This is a genomic window from Cycloclasticus pugetii PS-1 (genome assembly GCF_000384415.1).
GTDB lineage: Bacteria > Pseudomonadota > Gammaproteobacteria > Methylococcales > Cycloclasticaceae > Cycloclasticus > Cycloclasticus pugetii.
Genome location: NZ_ARVU01000001.1, coordinates 398,739 through 424,471, shown reverse-complemented (window position 1 = coordinate 424,471; position 25,733 = coordinate 398,739). Strand labels below are relative to the sequence as shown.

Annotated in this window: 29 protein-coding genes and 1 pseudogene; 13 read left to right on the top strand and 17 right to left on the bottom strand. The window is 41.5% G+C overall.

Translation table 11 applies throughout. From position 1 onward, the window contains the following. Window positions 1-92 precede the first annotated feature (92 nt). From rraA to ispH, 3 genes and pseudogenes are all read left to right on the top strand, one after another. A complete protein-coding gene (gene rraA, locus CYCPU_RS0102115) occupies window positions 93-572 on the top strand; it encodes a ribonuclease E activity regulator RraA (RefSeq protein WP_015005232.1) in 480 nt (159 codons plus the stop codon). A gap of 3 nt (window positions 573-575) precedes the next feature. After that, window positions 576-1,142: a cob(I)yrinic acid a,c-diamide adenosyltransferase gene (locus CYCPU_RS0102110; RefSeq protein WP_016389901.1), complete on the top strand. Its 567-nt coding sequence runs from the start codon at window positions 576-578 to the stop codon at window positions 1,140-1,142. Next, a pseudogene (gene ispH, locus CYCPU_RS11800) lies at window positions 1,143-2,080 on the top strand (4-hydroxy-3-methylbut-2-enyl diphosphate reductase). It abuts the gene before it with no gap. 64 nt (window positions 2,081-2,144) lie between these two features. Here ispH and bktB read toward each other — a convergent pair. Then, window positions 2,145-3,332: a beta-ketothiolase BktB gene (gene bktB / locus CYCPU_RS0102100; RefSeq protein WP_015005229.1), complete on the bottom strand. Its 1,188-nt coding sequence runs from the start codon at window positions 3,330-3,332 to the stop codon at window positions 2,145-2,147. An 82-nt stretch (window positions 3,333-3,414) separates the two neighbouring features. Between bktB and CYCPU_RS0102095 the strand changes: the two genes are divergently transcribed. Beyond that, window positions 3,415-4,281: an alpha/beta fold hydrolase gene (locus CYCPU_RS0102095; protein WP_232228548.1), complete on the top strand. Its 867-nt coding sequence runs from the start codon at window positions 3,415-3,417 to the stop codon at window positions 4,279-4,281. A gap of 32 nt (window positions 4,282-4,313) precedes the next feature. Here the strand turns inward: CYCPU_RS0102095 and CYCPU_RS0102090 are convergent, their stop codons facing one another. The 7 genes from CYCPU_RS0102090 to CYCPU_RS0102060 form a co-directional block, all read right to left on the bottom strand. Then, window positions 4,314-6,047, bottom strand: a complete 1,734-nt coding sequence (locus CYCPU_RS0102090; protein WP_033422294.1) for a potassium channel family protein — start codon at window positions 6,045-6,047, stop codon at window positions 4,314-4,316. Between the two features lie 10 nt (window positions 6,048-6,057). Then, window positions 6,058-6,441: a DUF6394 family protein gene (locus CYCPU_RS0102085; RefSeq protein ID WP_015005226.1), complete on the bottom strand. Its 384-nt coding sequence runs from the start codon at window positions 6,439-6,441 to the stop codon at window positions 6,058-6,060. A 97-nt stretch (window positions 6,442-6,538) separates the two neighbouring features. Continuing rightward, on the bottom strand, window positions 6,539-6,733 hold the full coding sequence (locus tag CYCPU_RS0102080) for a DUF1289 domain-containing protein (protein ID WP_232228546.1): 195 nt from the start codon (window positions 6,731-6,733) through the stop codon (window positions 6,539-6,541). A gap of 113 nt (window positions 6,734-6,846) precedes the next feature. After that, window positions 6,847-8,571 carry a PHA/PHB synthase family protein gene (locus CYCPU_RS0102075; RefSeq protein WP_015005224.1) on the bottom strand — a complete coding sequence of 575 codons (1,725 nt, stop codon included), beginning with the start codon at window positions 8,569-8,571 and terminating at the stop codon, window positions 6,847-6,849. 93 nt (window positions 8,572-8,664) lie between these two features. After that, entirely contained in the window at window positions 8,665-9,030 is a 366-nt protein-coding gene (locus CYCPU_RS0102070) for a toxin-antitoxin system YwqK family antitoxin (RefSeq protein WP_015005223.1), read from the bottom strand. 80 nt (window positions 9,031-9,110) lie between these two features. Next, on the bottom strand, window positions 9,111-9,440 hold the full coding sequence (locus tag CYCPU_RS0102065; RefSeq protein WP_015005222.1) for a c-type cytochrome: 330 nt from the start codon (window positions 9,438-9,440) through the stop codon (window positions 9,111-9,113). A 30-nt stretch (window positions 9,441-9,470) separates the two neighbouring features. Further along, window positions 9,471-9,788, bottom strand: coding sequence for a c-type cytochrome (locus CYCPU_RS0102060; protein WP_015005221.1), 318 nt, complete (start codon window positions 9,786-9,788; stop codon window positions 9,471-9,473). Between the two features lie 155 nt (window positions 9,789-9,943). Between CYCPU_RS0102060 and grxC the strand changes: the two genes are divergently transcribed. Beyond that, complete coding sequence (gene grxC, locus CYCPU_RS0102055; RefSeq protein WP_020933044.1) at window positions 9,944-10,195, top strand: glutaredoxin 3; 252 nt, start codon at window positions 9,944-9,946, stop codon at window positions 10,193-10,195. A gap of 7 nt (window positions 10,196-10,202) precedes the next feature. Further along, window positions 10,203-10,595, top strand: coding sequence for an Hsp15 family ribosome-associated heat shock protein (locus CYCPU_RS0102050; protein WP_015005219.1), 393 nt, complete (start codon window positions 10,203-10,205; stop codon window positions 10,593-10,595). A gap of 10 nt (window positions 10,596-10,605) precedes the next feature. Here the strand turns inward: CYCPU_RS0102050 and CYCPU_RS0102045 are convergent, their stop codons facing one another. From CYCPU_RS0102045 to tusD, 4 genes are read right to left on the bottom strand one after another with little or no spacing between them, the layout of a single operon-like run. Next, window positions 10,606-10,923 (bottom strand): TusE/DsrC/DsvC family sulfur relay protein, encoded by a 318-nt coding sequence (locus tag CYCPU_RS0102045; RefSeq protein ID WP_015005218.1) that lies wholly within the window; start codon window positions 10,921-10,923, stop codon window positions 10,606-10,608. Beyond that, window positions 10,923-11,213, bottom strand: a complete 291-nt coding sequence (tusB, locus tag CYCPU_RS0102040; protein WP_015005217.1) for a sulfurtransferase complex subunit TusB — start codon at window positions 11,211-11,213, stop codon at window positions 10,923-10,925. Before tusB ends, CYCPU_RS0102045 begins: the two co-directional genes overlap by 1 nt. Then, the gene (tusC, locus tag CYCPU_RS0102035; protein WP_232228545.1) at window positions 11,213-11,569 is read right to left on the bottom strand and encodes a sulfurtransferase complex subunit TusC; all 357 of its coding nucleotides are present in this window, start codon (window positions 11,567-11,569) and stop codon (window positions 11,213-11,215) included. Before tusC ends, tusB begins: the two co-directional genes overlap by 1 nt. 1 nt (window position 11,570) lies before the next feature. Next, on the bottom strand, window positions 11,571-11,963 hold the full coding sequence (gene tusD, locus CYCPU_RS0102030) for a sulfurtransferase complex subunit TusD (RefSeq protein ID WP_020161797.1): 393 nt from the start codon (window positions 11,961-11,963) through the stop codon (window positions 11,571-11,573). Between the two features lie 38 nt (window positions 11,964-12,001). On the opposite strand from tusD, the gene CYCPU_RS0102025 reads away from it, so the two are divergent. Next, window positions 12,002-13,498, top strand: a complete 1,497-nt coding sequence (locus CYCPU_RS0102025) for a M48 family metalloprotease (protein ID WP_232228538.1) — start codon at window positions 12,002-12,004, stop codon at window positions 13,496-13,498. Between the two features lie 19 nt (window positions 13,499-13,517). Continuing rightward, window positions 13,518-13,973 carry an RDD family protein gene (locus CYCPU_RS0102020; RefSeq protein ID WP_020161796.1) on the top strand — a complete coding sequence of 152 codons (456 nt, stop codon included), beginning with the start codon at window positions 13,518-13,520 and terminating at the stop codon, window positions 13,971-13,973. On the opposite strand, the gene lptG is transcribed toward CYCPU_RS0102020, so the two are convergent. Together lptG and lptF are read right to left on the bottom strand one after the other, a co-directional pair. Then, a complete protein-coding gene (gene lptG / locus CYCPU_RS0102015) occupies window positions 13,944-15,008 on the bottom strand; it encodes an LPS export ABC transporter permease LptG (protein ID WP_020161795.1) in 1,065 nt (354 codons plus the stop codon). The two genes, CYCPU_RS0102020 and lptG, sit on opposite strands and share 30 nt — an antisense overlap. Then, a complete protein-coding gene (gene lptF, locus CYCPU_RS0102010; protein WP_156815268.1) occupies window positions 15,005-16,141 on the bottom strand; it encodes an LPS export ABC transporter permease LptF in 1,137 nt (378 codons plus the stop codon). The genes lptG and lptF overlap by 4 nt, the downstream gene beginning before the upstream one ends. 79 nt (window positions 16,142-16,220) lie before the next feature. Between lptF and CYCPU_RS0102005 the strand changes: the two genes are divergently transcribed. From CYCPU_RS0102005 to CYCPU_RS0101995, 3 genes are all read left to right on the top strand, one after another. After that, complete coding sequence (locus CYCPU_RS0102005) at window positions 16,221-17,708, top strand: leucyl aminopeptidase (RefSeq protein ID WP_020161793.1); 1,488 nt, start codon at window positions 16,221-16,223, stop codon at window positions 17,706-17,708. A gap of 15 nt (window positions 17,709-17,723) precedes the next feature. Further along, window positions 17,724-18,146 carry a DNA polymerase III subunit chi gene (locus CYCPU_RS0102000; RefSeq protein ID WP_020161792.1) on the top strand — a complete coding sequence of 141 codons (423 nt, stop codon included), beginning with the start codon at window positions 17,724-17,726 and terminating at the stop codon, window positions 18,144-18,146. Between the two features lie 613 nt (window positions 18,147-18,759). Further along, window positions 18,760-21,525, top strand: coding sequence for a valine--tRNA ligase (locus tag CYCPU_RS0101995; protein ID WP_020161791.1), 2,766 nt, complete (start codon window positions 18,760-18,762; stop codon window positions 21,523-21,525). 40 nt (window positions 21,526-21,565) lie between these two features. Here the strand turns inward: CYCPU_RS0101995 and CYCPU_RS0101990 are convergent, their stop codons facing one another. Then, complete coding sequence (locus CYCPU_RS0101990) at window positions 21,566-21,772, bottom strand: DUF2970 domain-containing protein (RefSeq protein WP_015005207.1); 207 nt, start codon at window positions 21,770-21,772, stop codon at window positions 21,566-21,568. A gap of 220 nt (window positions 21,773-21,992) precedes the next feature. Here CYCPU_RS0101990 and CYCPU_RS0101985 point away from each other — a divergent pair, with 220 nt between their 5' ends. Together CYCPU_RS0101985 and CYCPU_RS0101980 are read left to right on the top strand one after the other, a co-directional pair. Further along, window positions 21,993-22,874 carry a glycosyltransferase family 2 protein gene (locus CYCPU_RS0101985; RefSeq protein WP_033422315.1) on the top strand — a complete coding sequence of 294 codons (882 nt, stop codon included), beginning with the start codon at window positions 21,993-21,995 and terminating at the stop codon, window positions 22,872-22,874. Window positions 22,875-22,890: 16 nt separating this feature from the next. Next, window positions 22,891-23,964: a glycosyltransferase family 4 protein gene (locus tag CYCPU_RS0101980; RefSeq protein WP_020161789.1), complete on the top strand. Its 1,074-nt coding sequence runs from the start codon at window positions 22,891-22,893 to the stop codon at window positions 23,962-23,964. Between the two features lie 16 nt (window positions 23,965-23,980). Here CYCPU_RS0101980 and CYCPU_RS0101975 read toward each other — a convergent pair whose 3' ends face one another. Beyond that, window positions 23,981-24,691 carry a class I SAM-dependent methyltransferase gene (locus CYCPU_RS0101975; RefSeq protein WP_020161788.1) on the bottom strand — a complete coding sequence of 237 codons (711 nt, stop codon included), beginning with the start codon at window positions 24,689-24,691 and terminating at the stop codon, window positions 23,981-23,983. Window positions 24,692-24,721: 30 nt separating this feature from the next. Beyond that, window positions 24,722-25,729, bottom strand: coding sequence for a glycosyltransferase family 4 protein (locus CYCPU_RS0101970; RefSeq protein ID WP_020161787.1), 1,008 nt, complete (start codon window positions 25,727-25,729; stop codon window positions 24,722-24,724). Window positions 25,730-25,733 lie beyond the last annotated feature (4 nt).

The following is a 25,733-nucleotide window of genomic DNA, read 5'->3' as shown; positions in this document are numbered from 1 at the left end:
CCTCATATTTATCACACTCGATACAAAGTATCTCTGCTGATAAAAAGAACTGGTTTATAATGCTTAAAAGTATACTCTACGAGTTAAAAATCATGACTTTTAAAACAGCAGACCTATGTGATGACTATTCAGATAACCTGCAGATTGCGACCCCCATGTTTCAGTCTTTTGGTGGTCATAAAACCTTTAATGGCACTATTCAAACGGTAAAAATCTTCGAAGACAATGTATTCGTTCGTGAAATGCTATCCCAAAAAGTAAACGGCGATGTTTTAGTCGTAGATGGTGGGGGTTCTTTACGTTGCGCTTTGCTTGGCGACATGCTTGCTGAAATGGGGCACCAAAATGGCTGGAGTGGTGTCATTATCTATGGCTGCATTCGAGATTCCGTTGATATAAATAAAATGCCTATTGGAGTACGTGCATTACAAACCAACCCTCTAAAAAGTATTAAAAAGGGCTGGGGAGATAAAAACATTCCTGTCACCTTTGCTGGCGTCACTTTTAACCCTGGCCACTACCTTTATGCAGACGAGGATGGCATTATTCTTTCAAAAAAGGCTCTACTTTAATTTATGGGACATCGGCTTTCTAAAATTTACACCCGAACTGGTGATGCTGGCACCACTGGCTTAGGCGATGGTACTCGGGTAGATAAAGACTCACTACGTGTTGAGGCATATGGCACTGTTGACGAATTGAACAGTCAAATTGGCCTAGTGATTGCCTTCGGCATAGAAAAAAAGATAGCCGATCAACTGCTGGACATACAACACGATCTTTTTGACCTAGGCAGCGAATTATGCGTGCCAGGCTATAGCGCTATCAACGACAGCCACACGGATTTGCTCGAAAAAGTTCTAGACGAACATAATGCAACACTACCCGCCTTAAAAGAGTTTATTTTACCCGGTGGTAATCTCGCAGCAGCAAGCTGCCATATTGCAAGAACCGTATGCAGGCGATCTGAGCGAATTGTTGTGCGCCTAATGCGAGAAGAAAAAATCAATCCACCCGTTATAAAATACCTCAACAGACTATCCGATTTATTATTCGTTTTATGCCGAGTACTGGCCCGCCAAGACGGCCAATCAGAAATCCTCTGGGATAAAAATCGCCAACCAGAAAAAGGTAAGCAGTAAATGCAAATATTTTTAGCTAATCCTCGTGGTTTCTGCGCCGGTGTTGACCGTGCCATTGAGATCGTCGAGCGCTCACTTGAATTACTCGGTTCACCCATATACGTTCGACACGAAGTCGTACATAACCGTTTTGTGGTAGAGAATTTAAAGAAAAGAGGCGCCATTTTTGTTGAAGAGCTTAACGAAGTCCCCGATGACTCAACTGTTATCTTTAGCGCTCACGGCGTCTCTAAAGCAGTAGAAGACGAAGCAAAACGCCGTCAATTAAATGTTTTTGATGCGACCTGCCCCTTGGTAACTAAAGTCCATATGGAAGTTGTTAGTAATGCAAAAAAAGGCCGTTGCGTTATCCTCATTGGACACAAAGGCCATCCAGAAGTAGAAGGCACAATGGGACGCTATGAACAACAAAACCCAGATGTTCGAATTATCCTCGTAGAATCCCCTGAGGATGTAGAGTCATTAGAAATACCAGCAAATAAAGGGCTTTCCTATGTGACACAGACAACCCTTTCAATGGATGATACCAGTTCAATTATTGATGCTTTACGTGATAAATTCCCACATATTACTGGTCCTAAAAAAAGCGATATTTGTTATGCCACACAAAACCGCCAAGATGCGGTCAAAGAACTCGCCGAAAAATCAGATTTAGTATTAGTCGTTGGCTCACCGAATAGTTCAAACTCAAACAGGCTTCGCGAAATTGCTGAAAAACTTGGCAAGCCTGCTTACCTGATTGATGGCTCAGGGATATTGATAAGCGTTGGCTAGAAGGCGTACACAGTATCGGCGTAACAGCGGGAGCCTCCGCACCTGAAGAACTCGTTCAACGAGTCATCGATCAACTTAAATGCTGGGGTGGTGAAACAGCTCTTGAAACCCCTGGTATTCAAGAAAAAGTAACATTTTCCTTACCTAAAGCTCTACAAAAATAATGTTCTTTTTAGAGCATAAAAAAACGGGCTTAGAGCCCGTTTTTTTATGTCTAACGCTATTAAACTACATGCGTTCCCAAAGAGTCGCAATACCTTGCCCACCACCAATACACAAAGTAGCCAATGCGTATTTGCCTTGAACACGCTCTAATTCATGCAGTGCTTTTACAACAATAATATTTGCAGATGCCCCGATTGGGTGACCTAATGAAATCCCACTTCCGTTAACATTCACCTTATCCATTGGAAGGTCAAGTTCTCGACAAACGCTTAACGCCTGGGCAGCAAACGCTTCATTCACCTCAAACACATCAATATCGCCAATCGTCAAACCTGTTGCCGCTAAAATTTTCTCAACAGCAGGTACAGGGCCAATCCCCATAATTTCTGGTTCAACACCAGCATGGGAGTAAGCCACTAATTTTGCCATCGGTTTTAAACCACGCGCTTCTGCTGCCTCTTTAGCCATCAATACCATTGCAGACGACGCATCGTTAATGCCCGATGCATTACCCGCTGTGATGCTACCGTCTTTCTTAAAGGCTGGGCGCATACCAGATAACTTCTCAACGCTGATATCAGGACGAACATGCTCGTCTTTATCAAAGACCGTCACACCCTTACGCGTTTTAATTTCTACTGGAACAATTTGACTATCAAAACGACCTTCTGCTTGTGCACGCGCTGCATTTTGATGACTCGTTACGGCTAATGCGTCTTGGTCTTCTCGAGAAATATTGTATTTATCTGCTAAGTTTTCAGCCGTCATCCCCATATGACCTGTTCCAAATGGATCAGTTAATGCGGAGATCATTAAATCAATCATTTGACCAGCACCCATTTTTTGCCCCCAACGAGCGCCAGGTAAGGCGTACAAGGAGTTACTCATTGATTCAACACCGGCACCAATGGCAACGTCATAATCACCTAGCATAATCCCTTGCGCAGCATCCACAATAGCTTGCATACCACTGCCACAGAGCCTGTTGACCGCAACACAAGATGTTTCACAAGGAATACCCGCTTCAATTTGTGCAATACGAGCAGTATAAGGCGCCCTCTCTTCTTCAGGAACAACCGTACCCATCACCACCATACCAACCTCTGCAGGTTCAATACCTGATCTGGCAACACTTTCCTTGAGCGTAATGGCCGCTAAGGTGCTCGGCTCTACGGTTTTTAAACTTCCACCAAAATCACCAATCGCAGTTCTGACAGCGCTTAGTACGACAACCTCTCTTACTTCACTCATGCTTCTCTCCAAATTTTAGGTTATGCTTTATAAAACAACAGTTCGATTATAGATGCATCGCAACAATAAATCATCAAATAACATGAAAACTCAATACCTTACTAGCTGTTCCACTGAAGGCTTACACCACCTTGCTTACACCGATTGGGGTAACAAAGATAACCCTAATATTCTTGTTTGTTCGCATGGTTTAACACGTAACAAGCATGATTTTGATGCACTGGCTAATAAACTATCTACTGAACGTAGAGTCATCTGTTTTGATTTACCCGGCCGTGGTGAAAGTGATTGGTTAAACGATAAATCAGCCTATGATTACAAACAATATATCGTAGATGCTTTAATGATTATTGCTCGAACAGGTGCCAACAAAATTGATTGGCTAGGCACCTCAATGGGTGGCCTATTAGGCATGATGCTCGCCTCGTTGGAAAACTCACCCATTAAATCGTTAATCCTCAATGATGTTGGCCCGTTTATCCCTAAGGCCGCCTTAATTCGTATCGCTAACTATGTTGGCAAACTACCTTATTATGATACAGCCCAAGAGCTTGAGAACTATATGCGAACCACCTACGCTGGCTTTGGAGACCTAAGCGATGAACAATGGAAGCATTTGTTACGTTATGGGCAAAAGAAATTAGATAATGGGCAAATAACGCTTAATTATGACCCCGATATTTCTCTCGCCTTTAACCATCAGCCCATTGAGGATATCGATTTATGGCCTATATGGAATAATATTCAGCAGCGAGCCTTGATTATTCGCGGCGAAAACTCTGACCTGTTAGCACGCTCAACAACTGAACAAATGCTTGAACAACACCCTAACGCTGAGTTTTTAGAAATACCGAATACAGCCCACTCTCCAGCACTCATGAATGATGCTGATATTCATTCAATTGAACAATGGCTTGATAAAGCCGAACCAAACAGCTTTATCGTTTGAGCAGGGCTACTATCTTTATACTATAAACACGTTTAACTCACTATGTTTTTTCTTTCCAGCCATTTAAACAAATAACCTCGCGCTGGATCTTTCCCTGTTAACAAGTACTCTAGGGTATATCTATTGGACAAGTTAGACTCTAGAAATATTTTTTCTTTTGGCTGCATACAAAATAATATTTCATCATTCACTCTTAACTGCAAATCATTGGCAGGTAATACTTTAATCACCTTCCCCCGACGAAGAACCAACGGAACCATTTTTAACGCATTTTCTCTGTTCGATGGTTTTTTGTAAATATCACCTAAACTAACCTCGCCATTATTTGATAGCTTGGCACACACCGCAGGGGCTGTTTTCTTATCAAGAATATACGTCCTGATGGCTGGAAAATTGCCGCCTACCTCTATTGCGAGTCTATTGGTTATATCTGCAAGTTTTGAGGGGTCATTCTCATACAATAACCTAAGGTGTGCAAAAAAGGATTTCAATAATGGCGCCATCAGCATAAATAAAACCATTCGAGCGATGACTAAACTGGGTTGCAAAATATAGTCTACATCTGCTTTTTTAAACAGCACTTCGTTAACATGTCTGTTTTGCCTGACGATAGAAAACAGCGATGGGTTTTCCCTATTCGCTTGATGTACCATGCTTAAGTTGAACGTATCGTTGTCTGTACCGGCGACTAAACCCACACAGCCCTTCAACCCTGCTTTATTTAAGTTTTCTAAGTTTGCTCTTCCTAAGACAGCGTGATCGGCAATCTCCTCAACATTTTCAACCAGTGGTTCGACTACCGTCAGATCAATCCCTTTTTCACAGAGTTTCTTATAAACAATTTGCCCCATCCGACCATGCCCACACAAAATCCACCGACCTGCTTTCAGTGGGCAAATATTGCGATCCAATGTTGCCCCTGGCTCTCCTGACATCCATTCATTCAATGTATGTACGGTGGGGTTATAAATGATTAAGCTGAGGTAACTTGCAAAAACACGAAATGGATCAACAACATGCGTGTCCCCACCAATGGCTAAAATTTCACTCTCATTTTCTGCGGAGGTTGAACGACAAATAATTTTAATATCAGGCCTTAATATTCTCGCCGACACAGCTACTTTTAAATTAGCTTCTTCATCATTGGACAAAATTAAGACACCGATACACTTATCCCTTTCAATACCAGCATCTAGCAAATAGCGCGGTACCGTTGCGTCTGCGCAAAGCCCCAATACCTTGGATTTATAGTTACGCAAATCGAGCGCTTTAATACGTTCATTGTCCAACTCTAAAACAACCGCGGAAAAGCCTGCATTGGTCAAACCACGCAATAAGAGACTGCCTGTATCTCCAAAGCCACACACCAAATAATAATCTCTGCTTTTTTTTCTAACCGCTCGTATAAACTTCTCTTCAGCAAAAGCCGAATATAGATAGGGATTCTTTAATAAAGAAATTATTTTCCCAACCGTATACAGCCAAGTAATAACACTAATATATAAGCAGCAAATTGCCCATATTCTTTGTGCATCACTAAAGGGCCTAGGTAATTCCCCAAACCCTGTTGTTGTAGCGGTATACGCAAGGAAATAATACGCATGGAAAAATGACATATACGTCGTTTGGCCATTTGCGTCCGGCAGACCGGGCACTAACACCATCCCTAAAATGCACAAAGCATACACAGATATAAAAATAATAATCGGTGTGCGCATATGGCGCAGCACGATGAACGATACTCTACCCAGTGATGAGCCTGACATAGTCGTACTTTTAACGTCGTGACATAAGTGTTTCTGACACTAACATCACCACAGAAACAATGTTAGCAACCAATGCACCACCTGATAATGAAACAATCACTGAGGTATTGTCTGCCGTCAATCCAGTCTCTGAAATTTGTGTTACATAACCCCACACGAAGGCCCCTGCAAGTAATTGTAAATTAGCGACTATACTTGTCGACAATAAAACAGCACCCACTTGCGAACGATCTCCCAGTTTCAAGCCCATCGCAACAAGGTTAACGAAAATTGTAGCGAATAGCACATAGATATTATGGTCTGTTGGGTTGCCCAACTTACCCAGAAAAAAACCAAAATTCAGTGTCAGTGCTAAAACAATAAAGAAACTGAAAACAACTTTTTCGGCATTCATGCAAACCCTCCAATCTATATTATATAAGTCAATTAGTTTACCCCTAAGGTTTAGGTAATCAAGGGCCTATTGAGGGTTAATTCATTTACTAGCCACCTCACTTCTTTTGGTCGACTAAACTCGGCTTCCATGTTTTTAATGCCTGCAAACGATTCTGACACTGCGTCATAACCTCAGTACGTTTTTGCTCCGAAAAAGATACCCATGATGTGATTTCACCAAGCATTCGCCCACAGCCAAGACACATGTCGTTTTCATTTAACGTACACTGCCTGACACAAGGGGATTTCATAACCACTCCAATCGTTTCTTTTTTACACATGAAAAAGCCACCGTATAAACGGTGGCTTCTATAATCACATAGCTAAGCTAAGTTGTCAGGTGAAGCTTCAATAAAACTTAACGCTAACTGGCTTTCGCCATAACAAATGACCCCGGTGCAGGTTCTAACTCTGGGTATTTATCTGTCCCTAATTGAGAGGGGGCATCTACTGTTTTATTACCATTAGCTTTCAACCACGCATCCCAATGTGGCCACCAGCTTCCTGGCACTTCCTCCGCTGACTCTAACCAATGCTCAGGCCCTTTACCCAGCTCACCGTCTTTCCAGAAATGACGTTTGTTTTTACTCGCAGGGTTAATAACACCCGCCACATGACCACTTGCCGCCAAAACAAATTCTATCGACTCAGATTTAACCAACTCTGTACCAATAAACGTAGTTTTCCACGGAGCAATATGATCTTCAATAGCCGACAAGAAATACACAGGACAATCAATCTTCCCTAAATCAACCTTAACACCACAAAGTTCAACACCACCCGGTTTTGCCAAATTATTTTCTAAATACATATTGCGCAAATACCATGTGTACATCGCAGATGTCATATTAGTTGAATCACCATTCCAAAATAAAATATCGAATGGAGGTGGCGTTTTACCTTTTAGGTAGTTATTAACAACATAACTCCATACAAGGTCATTCGCACGTAGCATTGCAAAGGTTGATGCTAGTTGCTTACCCGGCATGACACCGCCTTCTTTTAATTTGTGTTCATGTTGTTGAACCTGTGACTCATCGATAAATACACCCAATTCGCCCGGGTCAGAAAAATCTAATAAGGTTGTAAAAAATGTTGCTGTTGCTATTGGCTTTTTGCGTTTTGAAGCCAACACAGACATTGTTGTCGCTAACATCGTGCCACCTATACACCAAGAAACCGCATTGATTTTCTTCGCACCAGAAATTTCTTTCACTGCATCAATAGCAGGTATTGTCCCAACAGAAATATATTCATCCCAAGTAACATCACCCAAGGACTCATCTGGGTTTCTCCAAGAGATAATATAAACATCATTGCCTTGTTCTAAACAGTAACGAACATATGAATTATGTTCAGACAAATCAAGAATATAATATTTATTAATGCATGGCGGAATAATTAAAATAGGACGCTCATTCACTTTCTCAGTCATCGGCTTAAAGTGAACCAATTGAATCAGCTTGTTTTCAAACACCACCGAGCCGGGTGTAGTCGCCAAGTTTTCACCTAATGTAAACTTTGACTCATCGGTCATGCTGATACGCCCTTTATCTATATCAGACATTAGGTTTTCAAGCCCTGCAACCAAATTCTGACCATTAGACTCTATGGTTTCTTTCAACACTTCTGGGTTCGTTAAGGCAAAATTAGATGGCGACATCGCATCAATAAATTGGCGCGTGTAAAAATCGCACTTTTGCTTAGTTTTCTCATCCAGCGTTGAGTTTTCAACCAAGCCTGTTAGCCAACGGCTCGATAATAAATAGGACTGCTTCAAGTAATTATGAACGGGGCTTTCTTCCCATTCATCACCTGAGAAACGACGGTCGCCGCGCTCTGGATGAACTGTAGATTGACTTGCTGGATTAAACATATTAATCCAGAGGTTAAATTGATCTTGGTAAAAACCAGACATCGTTTTCACCCACTCTTCAGGACTCTCCATGGCACGTGTAACAATTGTATTCCATGCATTACCAAACTGAGACAACATTTCTTTTGATTCCGCCGCTGAAAAATCTTTAAACATGTTATGGCCTTTTTCCGCCATTTTCTCAAATATTTCTTGTGGGGATTTATCATCCATTTGCCCGCCTCCAATTTAATTAATCATTTTATTGCGTTGCATCATTGTATGCTTTTTTTTCGCCCTTTACCAGAAAATGGCTACAACGGAATTTTATTGATCATAGTTTTTTTCAGCTAATAGTTCACCATTATCAGACCAAGATTTAAACACACCCGTTCGCTCCCCCTTATCAAAATGACCTTGTTCACGCATTTCGCCGTTTGGCCAATACGCAGTAAAGAGGCCATGATAATTACCCTGTGCAACAGTTGCTGTTAGTGCAATATGCCCTGTTAAATACCATGATGTATGATGGCCTTGCATAACACCTTGAATAAAATCTGTTTCAGAAATTTTCACGCCAGAGGGGTGCCAAATTGTTCGCTTTCCATGCATAACCTCACCGAGGTATTCACATTCCTCTATGAGCTTCCCATCATTATTGTGCTTAAGTTTCACGCTAACGTCTTGACTCATTATCCATCCTTATATTTTATAGATACAAAAAACGCGCAAGAATGCGCGTTTTTTGTATCTACTAATTTTTAATTTAAGTTTTATTTTTTCAGTGTTTTCAAGCCTTCTTGACTGGCAAAATAAGCTGCTAAATCAACGATATCCTCTTCAGTCAGCGCTGCAACTGAAGCTCGCATAATAGGGTCATTACGTAGCCCCGATTGATATCCTTTTAACGTATGGACCATATAATCTGCATGTTGCCCAGCAATAGTAGGAAACATCGGGCTAGCACTCACCCCACTTACACCGTGGCATGCTGCACAGGCTGTTGACTTTTCTTTGCCTGCTTGAATATCACCCGCTGCTATAGCACTGACAGATACCACAGTAAGCAATACGGTAAAAATCATCTTATTTAATTGTTTCATTTTCTTCCTCGTGATCTTTAATATTAACGTTTATTTTCCGTCTTGCTCAAAATATGCCGCAATATCTTGCATATCTTGCTCTGATAAATCAGCCACATTACCATGCATGGTGGCATGAGTGCGTGTACCGTTTTTATAGGCTTTCATGGCAGTTACCAGATAGCCAGCATGCTGACCACCCAATCTTGGCACATGATAGGTTGGATACGCATTGTTGTAATTTTCCACACCGTGACAACCAAGGCAGGTTTGCCCTTTAATTGTTCCAGCGGCAACATCACCCGCTGCGTTTGCCGTTACAGAAAACGCCATTCCCAACACCAATAAACTTACTAATAATCGCTTCATTGACTCTTTCTCTCTATGATTTTATTAATTCTTCAACATCCCGTGATTCTACTGAAAACAGGCCCATAGCGCTAGCATAAACCCGTTAATCCAACAGATTTCCCTTCCAAATCTGTTAAAATTAACTGAAATTAATTTAACGCTATCGACCTCCTATGTCCAAGATCACTATATACACTTCTTCTTTATGTCCTTATTGCACTCAGGCTAAACGTTTGTTAAATAATAAAAACATTCCATTTACTGAAATTTCCATTGCGAATGACCCAAACAAAAGAGCTGAGATGATACAAAAAAGTCAGCGCTCTACCGTTCCGCAAATTTTTAATGGTGACAAACACGTTGGTGATTGCACAGAAATTTACGATTTAGAAAGTCGCGGAAAACTAGACGAGTTACTCGCTTAATTATCTAGTGACTGAAAACGTTCTAACAAAACAGCGTTTAGATACTTGGTTATGGGCTGCTCGTTTTTTTAAGACACGACGGCTCGCCACCGAAGCGATTTCAGGTGGAAAAATCCACCTCAATGGTCAACGAAGCAAACCCAGTAAAGAAGTTCGCATTGATGATAGCCTGCAAATCCATAAGGCTGGTTATCAATGGACGGTTAAGATTGTCGGCTTAAACCCTCAACGTCGCCCCGCCAAAGAAGCCGTCCTTTTGTACAAAGAAAGCGATGAAAGCCTTCAACAACGTCAAGCGCTGAAAGCACTCAATAAAGACATGAACGCCTCTATGCCCCGCTCTGAAAGGCCTAATAAAAAACAGCGACGGCAAATTCACCGATTTAAACAAACGGATTAATACAGCGTCTTTATATGCATGAAGGTGGAATAGGTAACCCCGCATATTTATTGGCGTATTTTAATGGTCCGTTTGGAAATAATTTATATAAATAAATAGACGACCCTTTTTCAGCGCCCAATCTCTTCTTGATCGCTTGGCCAAATAATCGCGCATTAGGTTGGTGATTAAATTCATCGTAGTATGCTTGCGCAAAATGAATAATTTCCCAATGCAATGGCGTCAGTAATAGCTCATCTTCTTTCGCCATTGCCTCAGCCACGGCCTCGCTCCAGTCGCTTCTATTCTGCAAAAAGCCATATTCATCGCGTTTTAACTGCACTAACATCAACAGCAAGACCTAACAGGATTATTATTTTCTACTAACTCAACAAAGCCTGCATAATCAACATACCGAATATGCTCATAGCAGCGGTTAACATCAATGCCTCTCGCTTTCATATCAGGGCTTAACGCATAGATCTGAACCTGATCGATAGGTTTAGATAAAATGGACGGTGGCTTTGTAATGACCGTAGCTAAAACAGCTTCTTCAATTAATAAGACAACATCATTTGACATCACTCTTTCAATGCAACTGTCTAGGGCCTCGGTTCTTTTATTAACAATATATAACATCAGATACTGAATACATGGTGTGCTGCATTAAGTTGTTCAACCACCTCATGGCGAGAAACCAACGTAGTTTCAATGGTCAGCTGTTCCTTCACTAAGCCCCATTGATCCATTGACTCTTTTTCAACAAACACGTCATTAATATCATATAACGGCAAGGCCTTTAATATAGGTGTCATGTTTTTTAAGGCAATATTTTCAGGCTGCTGGTTTTTAACTAAGGCATTCACAGCTTCACCTTCAAACAAGATAACAACCTTTTGGTCAAAAGCCGCCGCCATTAATGCCATATCTAAAAACTCATGACCTCGCACATTTCCATGAAACCCTTTATTAAAAATAAAAAATAGCGTTTTCACTTCAAGCCCCAAAAGTAACATGACGGTCCGACTCAATAACCGACTCCATTAACAAACCTAACCCTGCAATTCGAAACCCATCCGCCAAGGCATTTTCGTAACCCGATACTTTGTGAGCGACAGTTTTTTCAAGCAACCCTCTTCGCTGCGCTGATGAAACGCACACTACTAAATCCACACCTTTTTCTGCTTGTAAGGCCGTCCACCTTTTTACAATATCCCTTTCATCACCCGGTGGGCGTGAATCACGGCAGGCATTAAAAATGCCATCATGGTAAAAAAACACCCGGTATATGTCATGCCCACTGGCAATCGCCGCTTCAATAAAGTGCCACGCCGTATCCGCTGCTTGATATTGGTAGGGACTTGCATTGATCTGAATAGAGATTTTCATTTAACTTGCATTTAAACTCAATTACACTAAAACGGCTTATGAACAAATATCATAATATCATGCGTCGTTTTCTTACCGTACTAATCGCCTCAAGTTTTACATGCATTATTGCGAGTAGCGCCTTTGTTTGGTCTAAAAATAGCCAAGCTAATGACCGAATTAAATTACCCGACATTGGTAATACATCAAATATCATCATTTCAGGTGAACTTGAAAAGAAACTTGGTAAAGCATTCCTTAGGAGCATTCGACTAAGGGTTCCACTCAGTAACGACCAAGAAATCAATGACTACGCACAACAACTTGGTGACAGGGTCGCAAAATTCAGCGAACAACCTGACCGACAATTTAATTTCTTTGTCGTGCAAGATGATCGAATCAATGCGTTTGCAGGCCCCGATGCTAATATCGGACTAAACACTGGACTTATTTTAGCGGCTGAATCTGAAAGCGAATTAGCGTCAGTCGTTGCTCATGAAATTGGCCACGTTACCCAACAGCATTTACAGCGCGCTATTGAATCAGCCAGTCAAATGTCGATGCCCAGCGCAGCGGCTATGCTTGCCGCCGTCGTTTTAGGCGTAACTGTTCCAGGTGTTGGCCCAGCCGCTGTTTTGGCGGTACAAGCTGGGCAAGTGCAACAACAAATTAATTTTACGCGAAGTCATGAAGCTGAAGCCGACCGAGTAGGTGTACAAAACCTTGCCGCTGCTGGCTTTGACCCTAGAAGCATGCCGATTTTCTTTGGTCGACTTCAAACGGCGACCACCCAATACGGTCAAAAAATTCCTGAAATTCTGCTCACTCACCCAGCGCCCGCTTCGCGTATCTCGGACACCGCTGCACGTGCGGAAAAATTCCCTTATAAACAAGTTGAGGACTCCCAAGATTTTCGTTTAATTCGAATGAAAATTCGCGTTAACAAACACCCACAAAACTTAACCGGCGAGTTAATAAACGCCTTAAAGGATGAATCATCACAAGGCATTACAAAAATTAAAGAGGCGGCTCGTTATGGCCTTGCACTCGCCTTAATGAAGGATAGGCAATTTGAAAAAGCACGCGACATTCTCTCTACGCTGACAGAGCAAAACCCCACCCAACTCCATTATTTAACGGCCCTCGCTCTGAATGAATACCGTGACAATAAGCCGCAGCAATCCTTGGCGTTACTTGATCAGGGCAAACAACGATTCCCTCAAAGCCGCGCGGTTAATTTATTATATGCCATGGTTCTATTACACAATGGTAAACCGCAACAGGCCTTAACGAACCTCAATGAGGACCTACAAAATTACGAACCGACACCCAATGTGTACGACCTCCTTTCCATCGCTTACGGCCAGGTTAACAACCCAGTACGAGGTTTCCAATATAAGGCTGAGTACTTTTACTCGCTTGGGTTAACCAAAGACGCTATTATCCAGCTTGAACAAGCCTTACGAGCCGCTAATAATAATTTTTACTTAAGCAGCCAAATTGAAAACCGTATTAATCAACTTCAAGCCGAACTTAGGGCACCCAAACTACTGTAACCAATCTATATAACACCCCATGCCTGATTTAACAAAGCCACCTGGTCTGCTAAGACGGTTAGCGATCATCATTTATGATGCGCTATTACTGATTGCCATCTTATTTTTAGCGACATTAGTATTGCTTCCCTTTCAAGATAGTCATTTATTTCAACCAAACTCATGGCTATATTCGCTGTACCTCTTGTCGGTCAGCTTCTTATTTTATGGCTGGTTTTGGACTAAAAGTGGTCAAACGCTGGGGTTGCTCGCCTGGAAGTTAAAAATAGCTAATAACAAAGGCCAAAATATTAGCTGGCGACAAGCCTTGATACGTTTCACAATGGCCATTCTGTCTTGGGGGGTTCTTGGCCTTGGTGTTTTGTGGATACTCGTCAATAAAGATCGGCTGAGCTGGCATGACATCGCCTCAAATAGTCGTTTAATTTGGGTAGAAAAGGAGCCTTCAGCCCATTCGCCGGATGGTGAAGGCTGATATACATAATGCCAAGAAAAACGGCAGCGATGCAGCGATAACTGGGTTTAAACCGTACAACACCCCAATATTTCCAAACAGTCTATCAACCAAATTAAACCCTATTCCAATTAACGCACCGATTAAAATTCGCGTGCCAGTACTACCTGCTCGCTTTACCCCTAACACCATCGGGATGGCAATCAAGAGCATAACCAGAATTACAAAAGGCCGAATTAATTTACTGGTCATCGCAACAATAAAATGCGTAGCATCTTGCCCGTTATTGTCTAAAAAGTTGATATAACTGGCTAAGCCCATGATAGATAAACGCTCTGGTTTAACAACAATAACATCAAGCAAACCAGGGTCTAATAACGAGTCTAATTTTGCCGAATCAGACAAGGCAACTTTTACACCGGCATCATTAATGGTGGTTTGCTCAACGCCGCTTAACTCCCACTTATTATCAATAAAACTAGCGGTCTTTGCATGCGTTGCATACTTTAGCTCGTTCATATCCGTCATTTCATAAATACTGACGTCTTTGAGTTCAGCTGAGTTTAAAATTTCACGGATATTTAAATACGTATCACCATCTCGCGTCCAAAAGCCATATTTCGTTCTCAACGCTACTTGTTCATTTTTAGCCGTAAACTTTAGCATTTGAGCCGCTTGTTCAGATACCGGTGCCACCCCTTCGCTAACCAGTAAAGAAACTACCATCAATATCATGCCGACACGCAATGCAGAAAAAATAATTTGCCAACGACTAATCCCTGCCGCTCGCATAGCGGTTAATTCATAATTATTGGCCATTCCACCTAAGGTAATCAAAGCGCCCAACAGAGCCGCCGAAGGCAGTAATTCATAAAAATTACGCGGTGCAATTAATGCCAAGTACTTAAAAATCTCAACTAAACCATATTGACCTTTGCCCATATCGTCTAGCTCATCGGCAAACGTAATGACCAATACCAGTGATAACAAAAAAAGCACCGCCACCGCCGTGCTTTTTAACATTTCTACGGCTATGTATTTATTAACGACCTTCATCTTTTAAACATCACTTTCTTTTTAACATAGCTAACACCGTGCATATTAACCACCATAATTGCTGTAACACCTATTAGCAGTAGATGCACCCACCATATGCCAAACCAAGGTGCCGTTACCCCTTTTACTAACCACGAGTGCGATAAACTCATGAAGTTTTCAAACACAATATAGATCAGCAAAGCCGTTAATAAATTCCCATACATTCCTGCACGTGGCGATACACGGCTAATGGGTACTGCTAATAAGGCAAATGTTATTAAGGCCAACGGCACAGACCAACGCTTTTGCAGTTCACTGATTGCTCTAGGCGACTTCATCGCCATCAACTGAATAGTAGAGGTTTCTTTGGTACCAAATGACACCTGTGCTGACGACTTTTCCGCCACTACAACACCGTATTCCTTAAATTTGGTAATTTTATAATCTGCTTGGCCCGGCACGCCTTCATAACGGTTACCGTCTTTTAGAATAATAAAACGATCGCCTGTGACAGGGTCCACCTTTATTTCGCCACTTTTCGATGAGGTAATCCCCAACTTGCCATGCTGACGATTTTGTATAAATACGTTCAACATCTTGTCGTCGCTGGTTATTTTTTCAACATAAAAAACCAAGTCGCCACGACTGTATTCATTAAAGCGCCCATCCGTAATGCCGCGAATATCTAAGTTAGCTTGATCGCTTGTCTTCACTCGCTCAATCGCTTGCATTAATGTTGGGGCTGTTACTAATGAGAGGTATATCGTTAAAGCGAATAAAGGGACAACAAAAATAAATATTCCACGATAGATCTGAGTTAAGCCTATACCTGACGAGAACAGTGCCGTCATTTCATGGTCTCGATACATCCGGCCTAACACCAGTAATATCGACAACAACAAAGCCACCGGTAGAATTTTAATCATCAATAGCAACAGGTTAAAGCCAACTAATGACAACACAACATCAGCGGACAACTCACCGGCTGTAACCTTAGAAAACAAACGAACCAATCGCTGACTCAATAAGATAACCGTCAACACCGTCATGACCCCTAACATCATTTTGCTAATTTGAGTCACTAGCAATCGATCAATAATTTTTAATTTAAACGCAGACATCAACAGTGTATTTGGCTTATAGTTAGGCACATAAATCCATAGAGTTATGGTGTCGTATCCTAACGGAAAAGCCAAACAAAAACATTACTTATCATTCAGAGGTATCCGCATGCAATTCGTTTCAAAAACAGGGTCAATCGATAAACTTTCAACTCCTTGCCTTCTTTTGCCCGTTTTCAGTAAAGGTAAACAGCTTGAAATAACCACCCACTTCGACCAAGCCCATGATGGACAAATAGCTGCCGTTTTAAAACAAGGTGACGCTTCTGGCAAAGCGGGCAATACACTGTTACTTCAAATGCCTGCCAGCAGCAAAATAAAGCGTGTGCTTCTTGTCGGTTTTGGCGAGCAAGGCAACACCTCAGCGGAAGATTACACAAAGGCCATCAGCGAAAGCATCAACTCGCTTAAAAACTTACCGATTAAGGCTGTTTGCTCTACATTATTAGCTGTTGAAGTTAGCGGTAAAGATATCAACTGGAAAGTTCGTCAGTTAGTATTGAAGTCTCGTGAAGCACTTTACCAATACACCGATACGCTCACAACCTCCGCGCCCGATGCCAACATATTAGAAAAATGCCAACTATGGCATACCGATGATTACACTGCAAAAATGATCAACAGTGCTGCAGACACCGCCTCGAGTATCGCTAATGGCATTGACAGCGCAAAAAAATTAGCCAATTTACCCGGTAATATTTGCACCCCAAGCTACTTAGCTGAGACAGCAAAAGAACTTGGCAAACAACACGCATCGCTTAAAATAACCATTTTAGATGAAGCCAAAATGGAAGCACTAGGAATGGGCTCATTATTATCTGTTTCTAGGGGTTCTCGCCAACCGGCGAAGCTCATTACTATGGAACATAAAGGTGGCCCAAGTTCTCAAAAACCCATCGTTCTGGTTGGTAAGGGCCTCACTTTTGATGCCGGTGGAATTTCCATAAAACCCTCATCCGGTATGGATGAAATGAAATACGATATGTGCGGTGGTGCAAGTGTCTTCGGCGTGATTCAAATGTGCGCCGAATTAAATTTACCCATCAATGTAGTTGGCGTTGTTCCATCATCAGAAAACCTGCCCGATGGTGATGCCAACAAACCTGGTGATATCGTTACCAGCATGGCCGGTCTAACCATTGAAATTTTAAACACTGATGCAGAAGGACGTTTAATTTTATGTGACGCACTCACCTACTCTGCTAAATTTAAACCTGAAGTAGTCATTGATATTGCTACCTTAACTGGCGCTTGTGTAGTCGCGTTAGGAAAACATGCCACCGGCTTACTAGGCAATAACGATAAATTGGCTAACGAATTGCTAGACGCTGGCATTAAAGCCAATGACAAAGCATGGCAATTACCACTGTGGGATGAATACAAACCCCAGCTAAAAAGTAACTTCGCCGATCTCGCTAATATTGGTGGCCCTGCTGGTGGCACTATTACCGCAGCCTGCTTCTTGTCACACTTTACCGAAGATTATAAATGGGCTCATTTAGACATTGCCGGCACTGCCTGGAAATCGGGTACGGATAAAGGCGCAACTGGTCGCCCTGTTCACATGCTAAGCCAATTTATATTGGATCGCTGTTAAACAAGCCATTACAAAATGACCAGAATCGACTTTTATGTACTGCCAGATGACACCCCTGATGCACAGCACCTTTTTGCCTGTCGGCTAGCTCAAAAAGCTAGCAAACAGGGTCATCGCGTGTATATTCATACCGATTCAGAACAACAATCCAAGACAGTGGATGACTTGCTTTGGTCCTTCTCGCCCACCAGTTTTGTACCACATACTATGGACCCAACAAAGTGCGCCAACCACCCAGTGTACATTAACCACACTGGTGACCCGTTAGATATTCACGACGTGCTAATTAACCTTACTGAGAAAACACCCGATTGTTTTGCTCGGTTTGAACGATTTGCTGAGCTTGTTAATCAAAATGAATCAATTAAACAAGCAGGACGGGAGCGGTTTAAGTTTTATAAGAGCAGAGGGTATCGACTGCAGACGCATAAAATTTGATTCTTATTATCGCTGTCGCTAGAGTGTTCATTTCTAGTTAAAGTTTCGCCCTAAAGGCCGAGTTACTCTTTTGTCAGTAACAACAAAAGAATAACCAGAAAAATGCCACCCAAATGCTTTCACCCTGAAGGGTTCCTTCAAAACCAATCACTAAAATAGCTACTGTGGAACTCGCCTACAAAACAGGCTCAAACAGCCACATTAGAACGCTCTATTTTAATGCTTAGTTTTTCAGTGAGAGCAAAAGGGGATATTAAAATCAAGACCGGTTCAGATATGGCTCTAGATTTACCGTCCCTTTATCTCGCAAGTAAATTAGCTGTTTTCGGATAAGTAAGCAGGTTCTCTGAGCGTAGCGAGTTTACCTGCGAGCCCGAAAACTGTTAATTTACTGATATTAGGGCACCCTTTTCTTTGGTTCGTTACTTTTGGGTGAACAAAAGAAATGAACGTCCTCGCGACAGCGAAAAACTATAAACATTACGTATTAAGGAAAACTAACAAACCTTCTTCTTGTAAAATATCATTAAGCTAAAAACTTGCTTACCAACAACCCCACCCTCTCCAACAAAGTTATAATACCGCCTTTAAAAATCAACACCGAACACACACGATGGATAAGACATACGCCCCGCATGACATAGAATCTCGCTGGTATCGCCAATGGGAAGAACAAGGTTACTTCGAACCCAAAGGAGGCGATAGCGCCTATTGCATTATGATACCGCCGCCCAATGTTACCGGTAGCTTACACATGGGGCATGCTTTCCAAGACACGATCATGGATTCACTAACGCGTTACCATCGTATGCAAGGACACAACACCCTATGGCAAGCCGGTAGTGATCATGCCGGTATTGCGACCCAAATGGTGGTTGAACGCCAATTAAACGCAGAAGGTAAAACTCGCCACGACTTAGGCCGCGAAGAATTTGTTGAGCGCATTTGGGATTGGAAAGAATTATCTGGCAACACCATCACTAAGCAATTACGCCGCATGGGCACCTCCCTAGATTGGTCGCGCGAGCGTTTCACCATGGACGAAGGGCTGTCTAAAGCGGTTAACGAAGTGTTTGTAAAACTACATGAAGAAGGGCTCATTTATCGCGGTAAACGCCTGGTTAACTGGGACCCTAAATTACACACTGCGGTATCCGACCTTGAAGTTATTTCGCAAGAAGAACAAGGCCATATGTGGCATATGCGCTATCCATTAGCCGATGGTAGCGGTGAACTTGTGGTTGCAACGACCCGCCCAGAAACCATGCTAGGCGATGTTTGTGTCGCCGTTCACCCATCTGACGAACGCTACCAACACCTTATTGGCAAAATGATCGCGTTGCCTTTATGTAAACGTGAAATCCCAGTTATTGCCGATGATTATGTAGACCCAGAATTTGGCACTGGCTGTGTAAAAATAACCCCTGCTCACGATTTTAACGATTATGAGGTGGGTCAACGCCACAATATGCCGTTAATCAACATCTTCACCGTTGACGCCAGCATCAATGATGAGATGCCAGAAAAATACCGTGGCTTGGATCGCGTGGCAGCACGTAAACAAATCGTACAAGATTTGGATGATTTAGGCTTATTAGCTAAAATTGATGACCATAAACTCATGGTGCCTCGTGGCGATCGGTCAGGGGTGATCATTGAACCTTTGTTAACAGACCAATGGTTTGTTAAGGCCAAACCGCTGGCAAAACCTGCTATTGAAGCGGTTAAAAGCGGCAAAATTAAATTTGTACCTGAAAACTGGGATAAAACCTATTACAACTGGATGAACGATATTCAGGACTGGTGCATTTCTCGTCAAATTTGGTGGGGCCATAGAATTCCCGCTTGGTACGATGAGAGTGGCAACATATATGTTGGCCGCAATGAAGCCGAAGTCCGTGAAAAAAACAACCTAGCCGATAGCCTTGTATTATCACAAGATGAAGATGTATTAGACACTTGGTTCTCATCCGCATTATGGCCATTCTCTACCCTTGGCTGGCCCGATAAAACACCTGAGCTTGATACTTTTTACCCCACCAGTGTACTCGTTACCGGTTTCGACATCATCTTCTTCTGGGTCGCCAGAATGATTATGATGGGCTTGAAGTTTATGGACGATGTGCCATTTAAAGAAATATACATTCACGGCTTAGTGCGCGATGCGGAAGGGCAAAAAATGTCCAAATCCAAAGGTAACGTACTGGACCCGATTGATTTAATCGACGGCATTACGCTAGATGACTTACTTGAAAAGCGTACAAAAGGCCTTATGCAACCAAAAATGGCTGCTAAAATCGAGAAAGATACCCGTAAGCACTTCCCCGATGGCATCCCTTCTTTTGGCACCGATGCACTACGTTTTACCTTTGCCTCACTGGCCTCGACTGGGCGCGACATTCGATTCGATTTAAACCGAATTGAAGGCAACCGTAATTTCTGCAACAAATTGTGGAATGCTACTCGCTACGTGCTAATGAATACCGAAGGCGAAGACACGGGTTTAACCAACGAACCTTGTATTTACAGCTTGCCAGATCAATGGATCAAATCTCGTTTACAAAAAACCGAAGCCAACGTTATTGCCTCTATCGAAAAATACCGCTTCGACTTAGCCGCGCAATCGCTGTATGAGTTCCTTTGGAATGAATACTGTGATTGGTACTTAGAGTTATCAAAACCAATTTTGCTTGATGACAATAGTTCAGCCGAACAAAAACGGGGAACTCGCCAAACCTTAATTCGTGTGCTAGAAACTGTGCTGCGCTTACTACACCCGCTGATGCCATTTATTACCGAAGAAATTTGGCAGCAAATAGCACCACTGGCAGGCAAAACGGGCGATACCATTATGCTACAGGCCTACCCAAAGCCCGATGACAGTAAAATATCTGCCGCTGCTGAAAGTGATATGCAATGGGTAATGGATTTCGTTATGGGCATTCGTCAAATTCGCGGCGAAATGAATATCCCCCCTAGTAAGCCATTACCGGTACTGTTAAACCACTGTTCAGAACAAGACCAACAGCGTCTTACAGATAATCGTTTATTATTGGAAAAACTAGCACGTATAGAATCCATCACCACATTAAACGCAGCAGATGAAGCACCACAATCTGCTATTGCTCTAGTCGGTGATATGCAAGTGCTAATACCAATGGCTGGGCTAATTGATAAAAATGCCGAGCTAGAACGCTTAAATAAAGAAATTGAAAAGCTTGAAAAAGAGGCATCACGCATCAGCGGTAAATTATCAAACGCTTCTTTTATCGACAAAGCACCCGCTGCCGTTATAGAAAAAGAAAGAGCAAAACAGCTCGATATTACCTCAAAACTTAGCAATTTAAACGATCAAAAAGAGAAGATCGCCACCCTATAACTGTCTTATTAACTAGCTAGGCCGGTCATTCTTCATCGGTTTAGCTAGGCAATACCATTTTAACAACGCCTAACACAGCAAAAATAAACAACAAGGCCAAGATAAACCCAGTCACAATAAACACCTTAGGGTTTCCATATTGAAAATCTCGCCTTCTTCGTGACTCTTTAGAAACCCCCAAAAATGACAACATTGTACTGCCTACCATTTGCCAAAAAGAAGGTGCTAATCCATCATCTTGCTTCATTTAATACTCCTAAGGTCAAATAAATTAAACACATTTTAACACCCCCTAATACCTTATTGCTAAAGTCCTTACGATTAAAGAAACCAGAATAGGGGCATTAAATTAGCGTCAAATAGAACTCTTGCTAAGCAAGCATAAATCTTCTGCCTATTTAGACAAAGCACGTCCTAATAAAAAATATGAGACAATTAAACTTATAATTAATTTTAACGGTTTAAACATGGTAAAAAACACACCTACTCTCAGCATTGTAATGCCCTGTTTAAATGAGGCAGAAAACCTTGAAGCCTTGCTACCCCAATTAAAATCAGCACAACCAACGGCTGAAATTTTAGTTATTGATGATGGCTCAACAGATGCCTCTAAAGCCATCTGCGAACAACATGGCGTAAAAGTTATCTCCCACCCCCACCCGTTAGGTAACGGGGCAGCCATTAAAACGGGCGCACGAAATGCCTCCGGAGACATTATTGTTTTTATGGATGCTGATGGACAACATAACCCAGACGATATCCAACGGTTATTATCTAAATTGGCCGAAGGTTATGACATGGTTATTGGTGCTCGGCAATCAGGCTCTCATGCATCAACCAAAAGGCTGTTAGGTAACGCCGTCTTTAATAAACTGGCTTCTTTTATGACCGGCCATAAAATAGAAGACCTCACGTCGGGCTTTAGAGCGGTTCGAGCAAACCATTTCAGAAAGTTTTTATACCTTTTACCTAATGGCTTCTCATACCCCACCACCTCGACCATGGCATTCTTCCGTTCAGCCTTACCGGTCGCCTATATTCCTATTAAAGCAGGAAAGCGTGAAGGCAAAAGCAAAATAAAGCTACTAAAAGATGGCTTACGCTTCTTTATTATTATCTTAAAAATTGGCGCACTTTTCTCACCCATGCGTTTATTTTTACCCACTAGTGCTTTTTGTTTCCTATGCGGGGTCATCAATCATATTGACAGCTATCTATCTTCAGGCACATTCAGCAATGGCAGTTTATTTTTGTACGTCGCTTCCGTATTTATTTTTTTAATGGGAATATTGTCTGAGCAAATATCATCGTTACATTATAGAAACTCTGAAAAAGAAGGCCATCGGTAACTTTTCTCTGAACACAATGAACCTTCTATTTATATCTAGGGCTCACCCACCAACCATAGGTGGCATTGAGAATCAAAACGAAGCCTTAGCTCGCCACCTCTCTAACTTGATAACATGCCGAACGATTATTAATCGGTTTGGCAAAAAGGCACTCCCTTTCTTTATACCGTGGGCCATCATTACCGGTTTAATTAAAATAAGAAAAGCAGATCAAGTTTTACTCGGAGATGGTGTTGCAGCTATTGTGGGCTGGTTCATTAAGTTGTTTTCTAATAAGCCCGTCAGTTGCATTTTACATGGGCTAGATATTACTTGGGATAACCCTGTTTATCAAAAAATTTGGATCTGCTTTTTTTTCAGGAAAATTGATTTCTTTATCGCTGTCAGCCATTCCACAAAAGATATCGCTATAAGTGCGGGTATTCCAGCCGAAAAAATTTCAGTCATCCCTAATGGTGTAGAAAAGTCTGCCATCATTCCGCTATCAAAAAGAAAACTACAACAGCGCCTACAAATAAATTTAGACAATAAATTTACATTACTTTCATTAGGCCGCTTAGTAGAAAGAAAAGGCGCTCACTGGTTTATAAAGAACGTCATGGTTCACTTGCCAAAAGACATCATTTACCTCATTGCTGGTGATGGGCCTAATAAAGATAAGATCAGCTCCTTAATAAAAAAATTACACTTAGACAACAATGTCTATTTATTGGGAGAAGTCGATAATCAATTAAAAGAAACCCTATTCACCCACAGCGATTTATTTATACAAGCAAACATCCCAATAAAAAACGATGTTGAAGGCTTTGGCATCACTCAATTAGAGGCCGGCCTTTGCGGCTTACCGTCCATATCATCCAATTTGGAAGGTATTCAAGACGCAATACAAGAAAACAAAAATGGCTGGTTAGTTGAGCCCTTAAACGCAGATGCATTTAGAAGCCTTATTTTAGAAAAAAAAGCGTTACTAAAAAAAGACCAACAAATAATTAGTAATCGTGTCGCCAAACACTGCCTTGAGAATTTTGAGTGGTCACGAATTGCTATGCGTTACAAAGAAAACCTTATTAATACAAACCCTTCTCGTTAAGCAGCTTAATTCTACTCTAAAACTTTTTAATAGATGCTAAGTGAAAAACTTGGTACTGCCATTTTAAAGGCCATACACATAAGGCTAATGCTTGAAAAAGGCGAGGCAACATGGACCTCCAACCATTTAACAAAATCCAAGAAAACGAAACCACATGTAAATCTTTCCAACGATGATTAACAACAATTCCCGCTGAAATAAACAAATCATTCCATTCATCAAGCGTCCTAACCTCCTCTTTAGCATCTACTTGATACGTACCACTATACAACCTCAATTTACGGGTTAGAAAGTCTTTATTCGGAACTAAAATGACAAACTTTGCCGTTGGTTTCGCAACACGAACCATCTCTTTTAAAGATTCAACTGGGTTAATAAAGTGCTCAAGTGAACCTAGGCAAGTAACCACATCAAAACTATCATTTTCAAACGGCAACCTTTCCGCCGAACAAGAGTGAAATTCACCATAAGGTAAAACAGCCTTACAAGAATTAATGGCCTTATCAGATAAGTCTACTCCACTAACTTTGGCTCCAAGGACACCACAAGCACGTAAAAATTCACCTGTGCCACAAGCGACATCAAGCACATTATCATTTGCAACAACGCCTAGCTTTTTTGCAAGACGTAACTGGTAAGAGGATACTTTAACACTGTGAGTTATCTCCTTATAATAAACGCTATCATAGAATTCTTTGATATTTTGCTCTTCTTTATTTCTATCCAAAACAAATTCCTAAATATTCCCAATCATTAACTATAAAGAGTGGCTTCTTTGAGCTACTTCATCAAATAATTGCTGATACTTTAAAACCATCTGACCTTGAGTAAAACTCCTTTCAATTTTAACTCGGTTGTACCCACCCATTTCCTTACGTAAATCCTCAGTTTCAGCCAATAAATTAATTTTTTCGGCAAATTCATCGGTATCACCTAAACTACATAAAAACCCACCTTTCCCTTCGTCTATTAGTTCGGGTAATGATGAACAATTTGTCGCAACAACTGGAAGCCCGCATGACATTGCCTCTAGTACTGCCAGGGGAAGCCCCTCCCTTACAGTCGGAAATAACAATAGATCTGCTGATTGATATAAATGCGGCATACCTTCATAAGGAACCTTTCCTACATTTACAAAACGGGGGTGATTCGATAATGCACCCAAGCCACGTAAACCAGATGTATACATTATTTCAACATTTGGATTAAGCCTTTCAAGAATCGGCAACAACCACTGGGCGCCTTTCCTAGTCGTTAAATTCCCGCTAAAAAGCACTTTAATGCTTTCGCTCCTATGTTGAGCCCCTTTAACCGGTCTAAATTTACGCTCATCAACCCCGTTGTAGATAACTCTAATATTCTTTTCTATCCCTAATTCTTGCTGGACCAATAACGCCGTAAATTTACTTACTGCTGTTATTTCATCCGCATATCTGACCGACCTTTTTGTAAACCATTTTAAATTTGCTTGATAGTGAATATTCTGAGAAAAACTACTATAAGGGCGCATATACTTATCCAACACATAGTTATGGAATGTCAAAATTAGAGGAACACCTTTTTTTTTATTAAAACAGGCATAGTCAGGGCTTGTATGAATAATGTTGTTTTTTAAGTTTCGCCCTATTGGAAATACACTTGGTGGAAACAAAGTAATCCAAGGGCTATATGATAAGACTTTATAACCACTTACGTGGTCTTCTATGTTTTTATGAACTATATACGCACCATTACCTCTAGCAATTGGGCTTAGTATTTTAATCATTTAA

What these genes read in the sequence shown, in the direction of transcription:
- CYCPU_RS0102070 (WP_015005223.1), bottom strand. Translation starts at nt 9,030, where the DNA reads ATGAGTCAAGACGTTAGCGTGAAACTTAAGCACAATAATGATGGGAAG.
- CYCPU_RS0101980 (WP_020161789.1), top strand. Translation starts at nt 22,891, where the DNA reads ATGAACCTTCTATTTATATCTAGGGCTCACCCACCAACCATAGGTGGC.
- CYCPU_RS0102090 (WP_033422294.1), bottom strand. Translation starts at nt 6,047, where the DNA reads ATGTCAGGCTCATCACTGGGTAGAGTATCGTTCATCGTGCTGCGCCAT.
- CYCPU_RS0102020 (WP_020161796.1), top strand. Translation starts at nt 13,518, where the DNA reads ATGCCTGATTTAACAAAGCCACCTGGTCTGCTAAGACGGTTAGCGATC.
- rraA (WP_015005232.1), top strand. Translation starts at nt 93, where the DNA reads ATGACTTTTAAAACAGCAGACCTATGTGATGACTATTCAGATAACCTG.
- CYCPU_RS0102000 (WP_020161792.1), top strand. Translation starts at nt 17,724, where the DNA reads ATGACCAGAATCGACTTTTATGTACTGCCAGATGACACCCCTGATGCA.
- CYCPU_RS0102080 (WP_232228546.1), bottom strand. Translation starts at nt 6,733, where the DNA reads ATGAAATCCCCTTGTGTCAGGCAGTGTACGTTAAATGAAAACGACATG.
- CYCPU_RS0101990 (WP_015005207.1), bottom strand. Translation starts at nt 21,772, where the DNA reads ATGAAGCAAGATGATGGATTAGCACCTTCTTTTTGGCAAATGGTAGGC.
- CYCPU_RS0101995 (WP_020161791.1), top strand. Translation starts at nt 18,760, where the DNA reads ATGGATAAGACATACGCCCCGCATGACATAGAATCTCGCTGGTATCGC.
- CYCPU_RS0102110 (WP_016389901.1), top strand. Translation starts at nt 576, where the DNA reads ATGGGACATCGGCTTTCTAAAATTTACACCCGAACTGGTGATGCTGGC.
- CYCPU_RS0102075 (WP_015005224.1), bottom strand. Translation starts at nt 8,571, where the DNA reads ATGGATGATAAATCCCCACAAGAAATATTTGAGAAAATGGCGGAAAAA.
- tusD (WP_020161797.1), bottom strand. Translation starts at nt 11,963, where the DNA reads ATGAAAATCTCTATTCAGATCAATGCAAGTCCCTACCAATATCAAGCA.
- CYCPU_RS0102060 (WP_015005221.1), bottom strand. Translation starts at nt 9,788, where the DNA reads ATGAAGCGATTATTAGTAAGTTTATTGGTGTTGGGAATGGCGTTTTCT.
- grxC (WP_020933044.1), top strand. Translation starts at nt 9,944, where the DNA reads ATGTCCAAGATCACTATATACACTTCTTCTTTATGTCCTTATTGCACT.
- bktB (WP_015005229.1), bottom strand. Translation starts at nt 3,332, where the DNA reads ATGAGTGAAGTAAGAGAGGTTGTCGTACTAAGCGCTGTCAGAACTGCG.
- CYCPU_RS0101985 (WP_033422315.1), top strand. Translation starts at nt 21,993, where the DNA reads ATGGTAAAAAACACACCTACTCTCAGCATTGTAATGCCCTGTTTAAAT.
- CYCPU_RS0102095 (WP_232228548.1), top strand. Translation starts at nt 3,415, where the DNA reads ATGAAAACTCAATACCTTACTAGCTGTTCCACTGAAGGCTTACACCAC.
- CYCPU_RS0102085 (WP_015005226.1), bottom strand. Translation starts at nt 6,441, where the DNA reads ATGAATGCCGAAAAAGTTGTTTTCAGTTTCTTTATTGTTTTAGCACTG.
- lptG (WP_020161795.1), bottom strand. Translation starts at nt 15,008, where the DNA reads ATGAAGGTCGTTAATAAATACATAGCCGTAGAAATGTTAAAAAGCACG.
- tusB (WP_015005217.1), bottom strand. Translation starts at nt 11,213, where the DNA reads ATGTTATATATTGTTAATAAAAGAACCGAGGCCCTAGACAGTTGCATT.
- CYCPU_RS0102045 (WP_015005218.1), bottom strand. Translation starts at nt 10,923, where the DNA reads ATGTTAGTGCAGTTAAAACGCGATGAATATGGCTTTTTGCAGAATAGA.
- CYCPU_RS0102005 (WP_020161793.1), top strand. Translation starts at nt 16,221, where the DNA reads ATGCAATTCGTTTCAAAAACAGGGTCAATCGATAAACTTTCAACTCCT.
- CYCPU_RS0102025 (WP_232228538.1), top strand. Translation starts at nt 12,002, where the DNA reads ATGAACAAATATCATAATATCATGCGTCGTTTTCTTACCGTACTAATC.
- CYCPU_RS0102065 (WP_015005222.1), bottom strand. Translation starts at nt 9,440, where the DNA reads ATGAAACAATTAAATAAGATGATTTTTACCGTATTGCTTACTGTGGTA.
- CYCPU_RS0101970 (WP_020161787.1), bottom strand. Translation starts at nt 25,729, where the DNA reads ATGATTAAAATACTAAGCCCAATTGCTAGAGGTAATGGTGCGTATATA.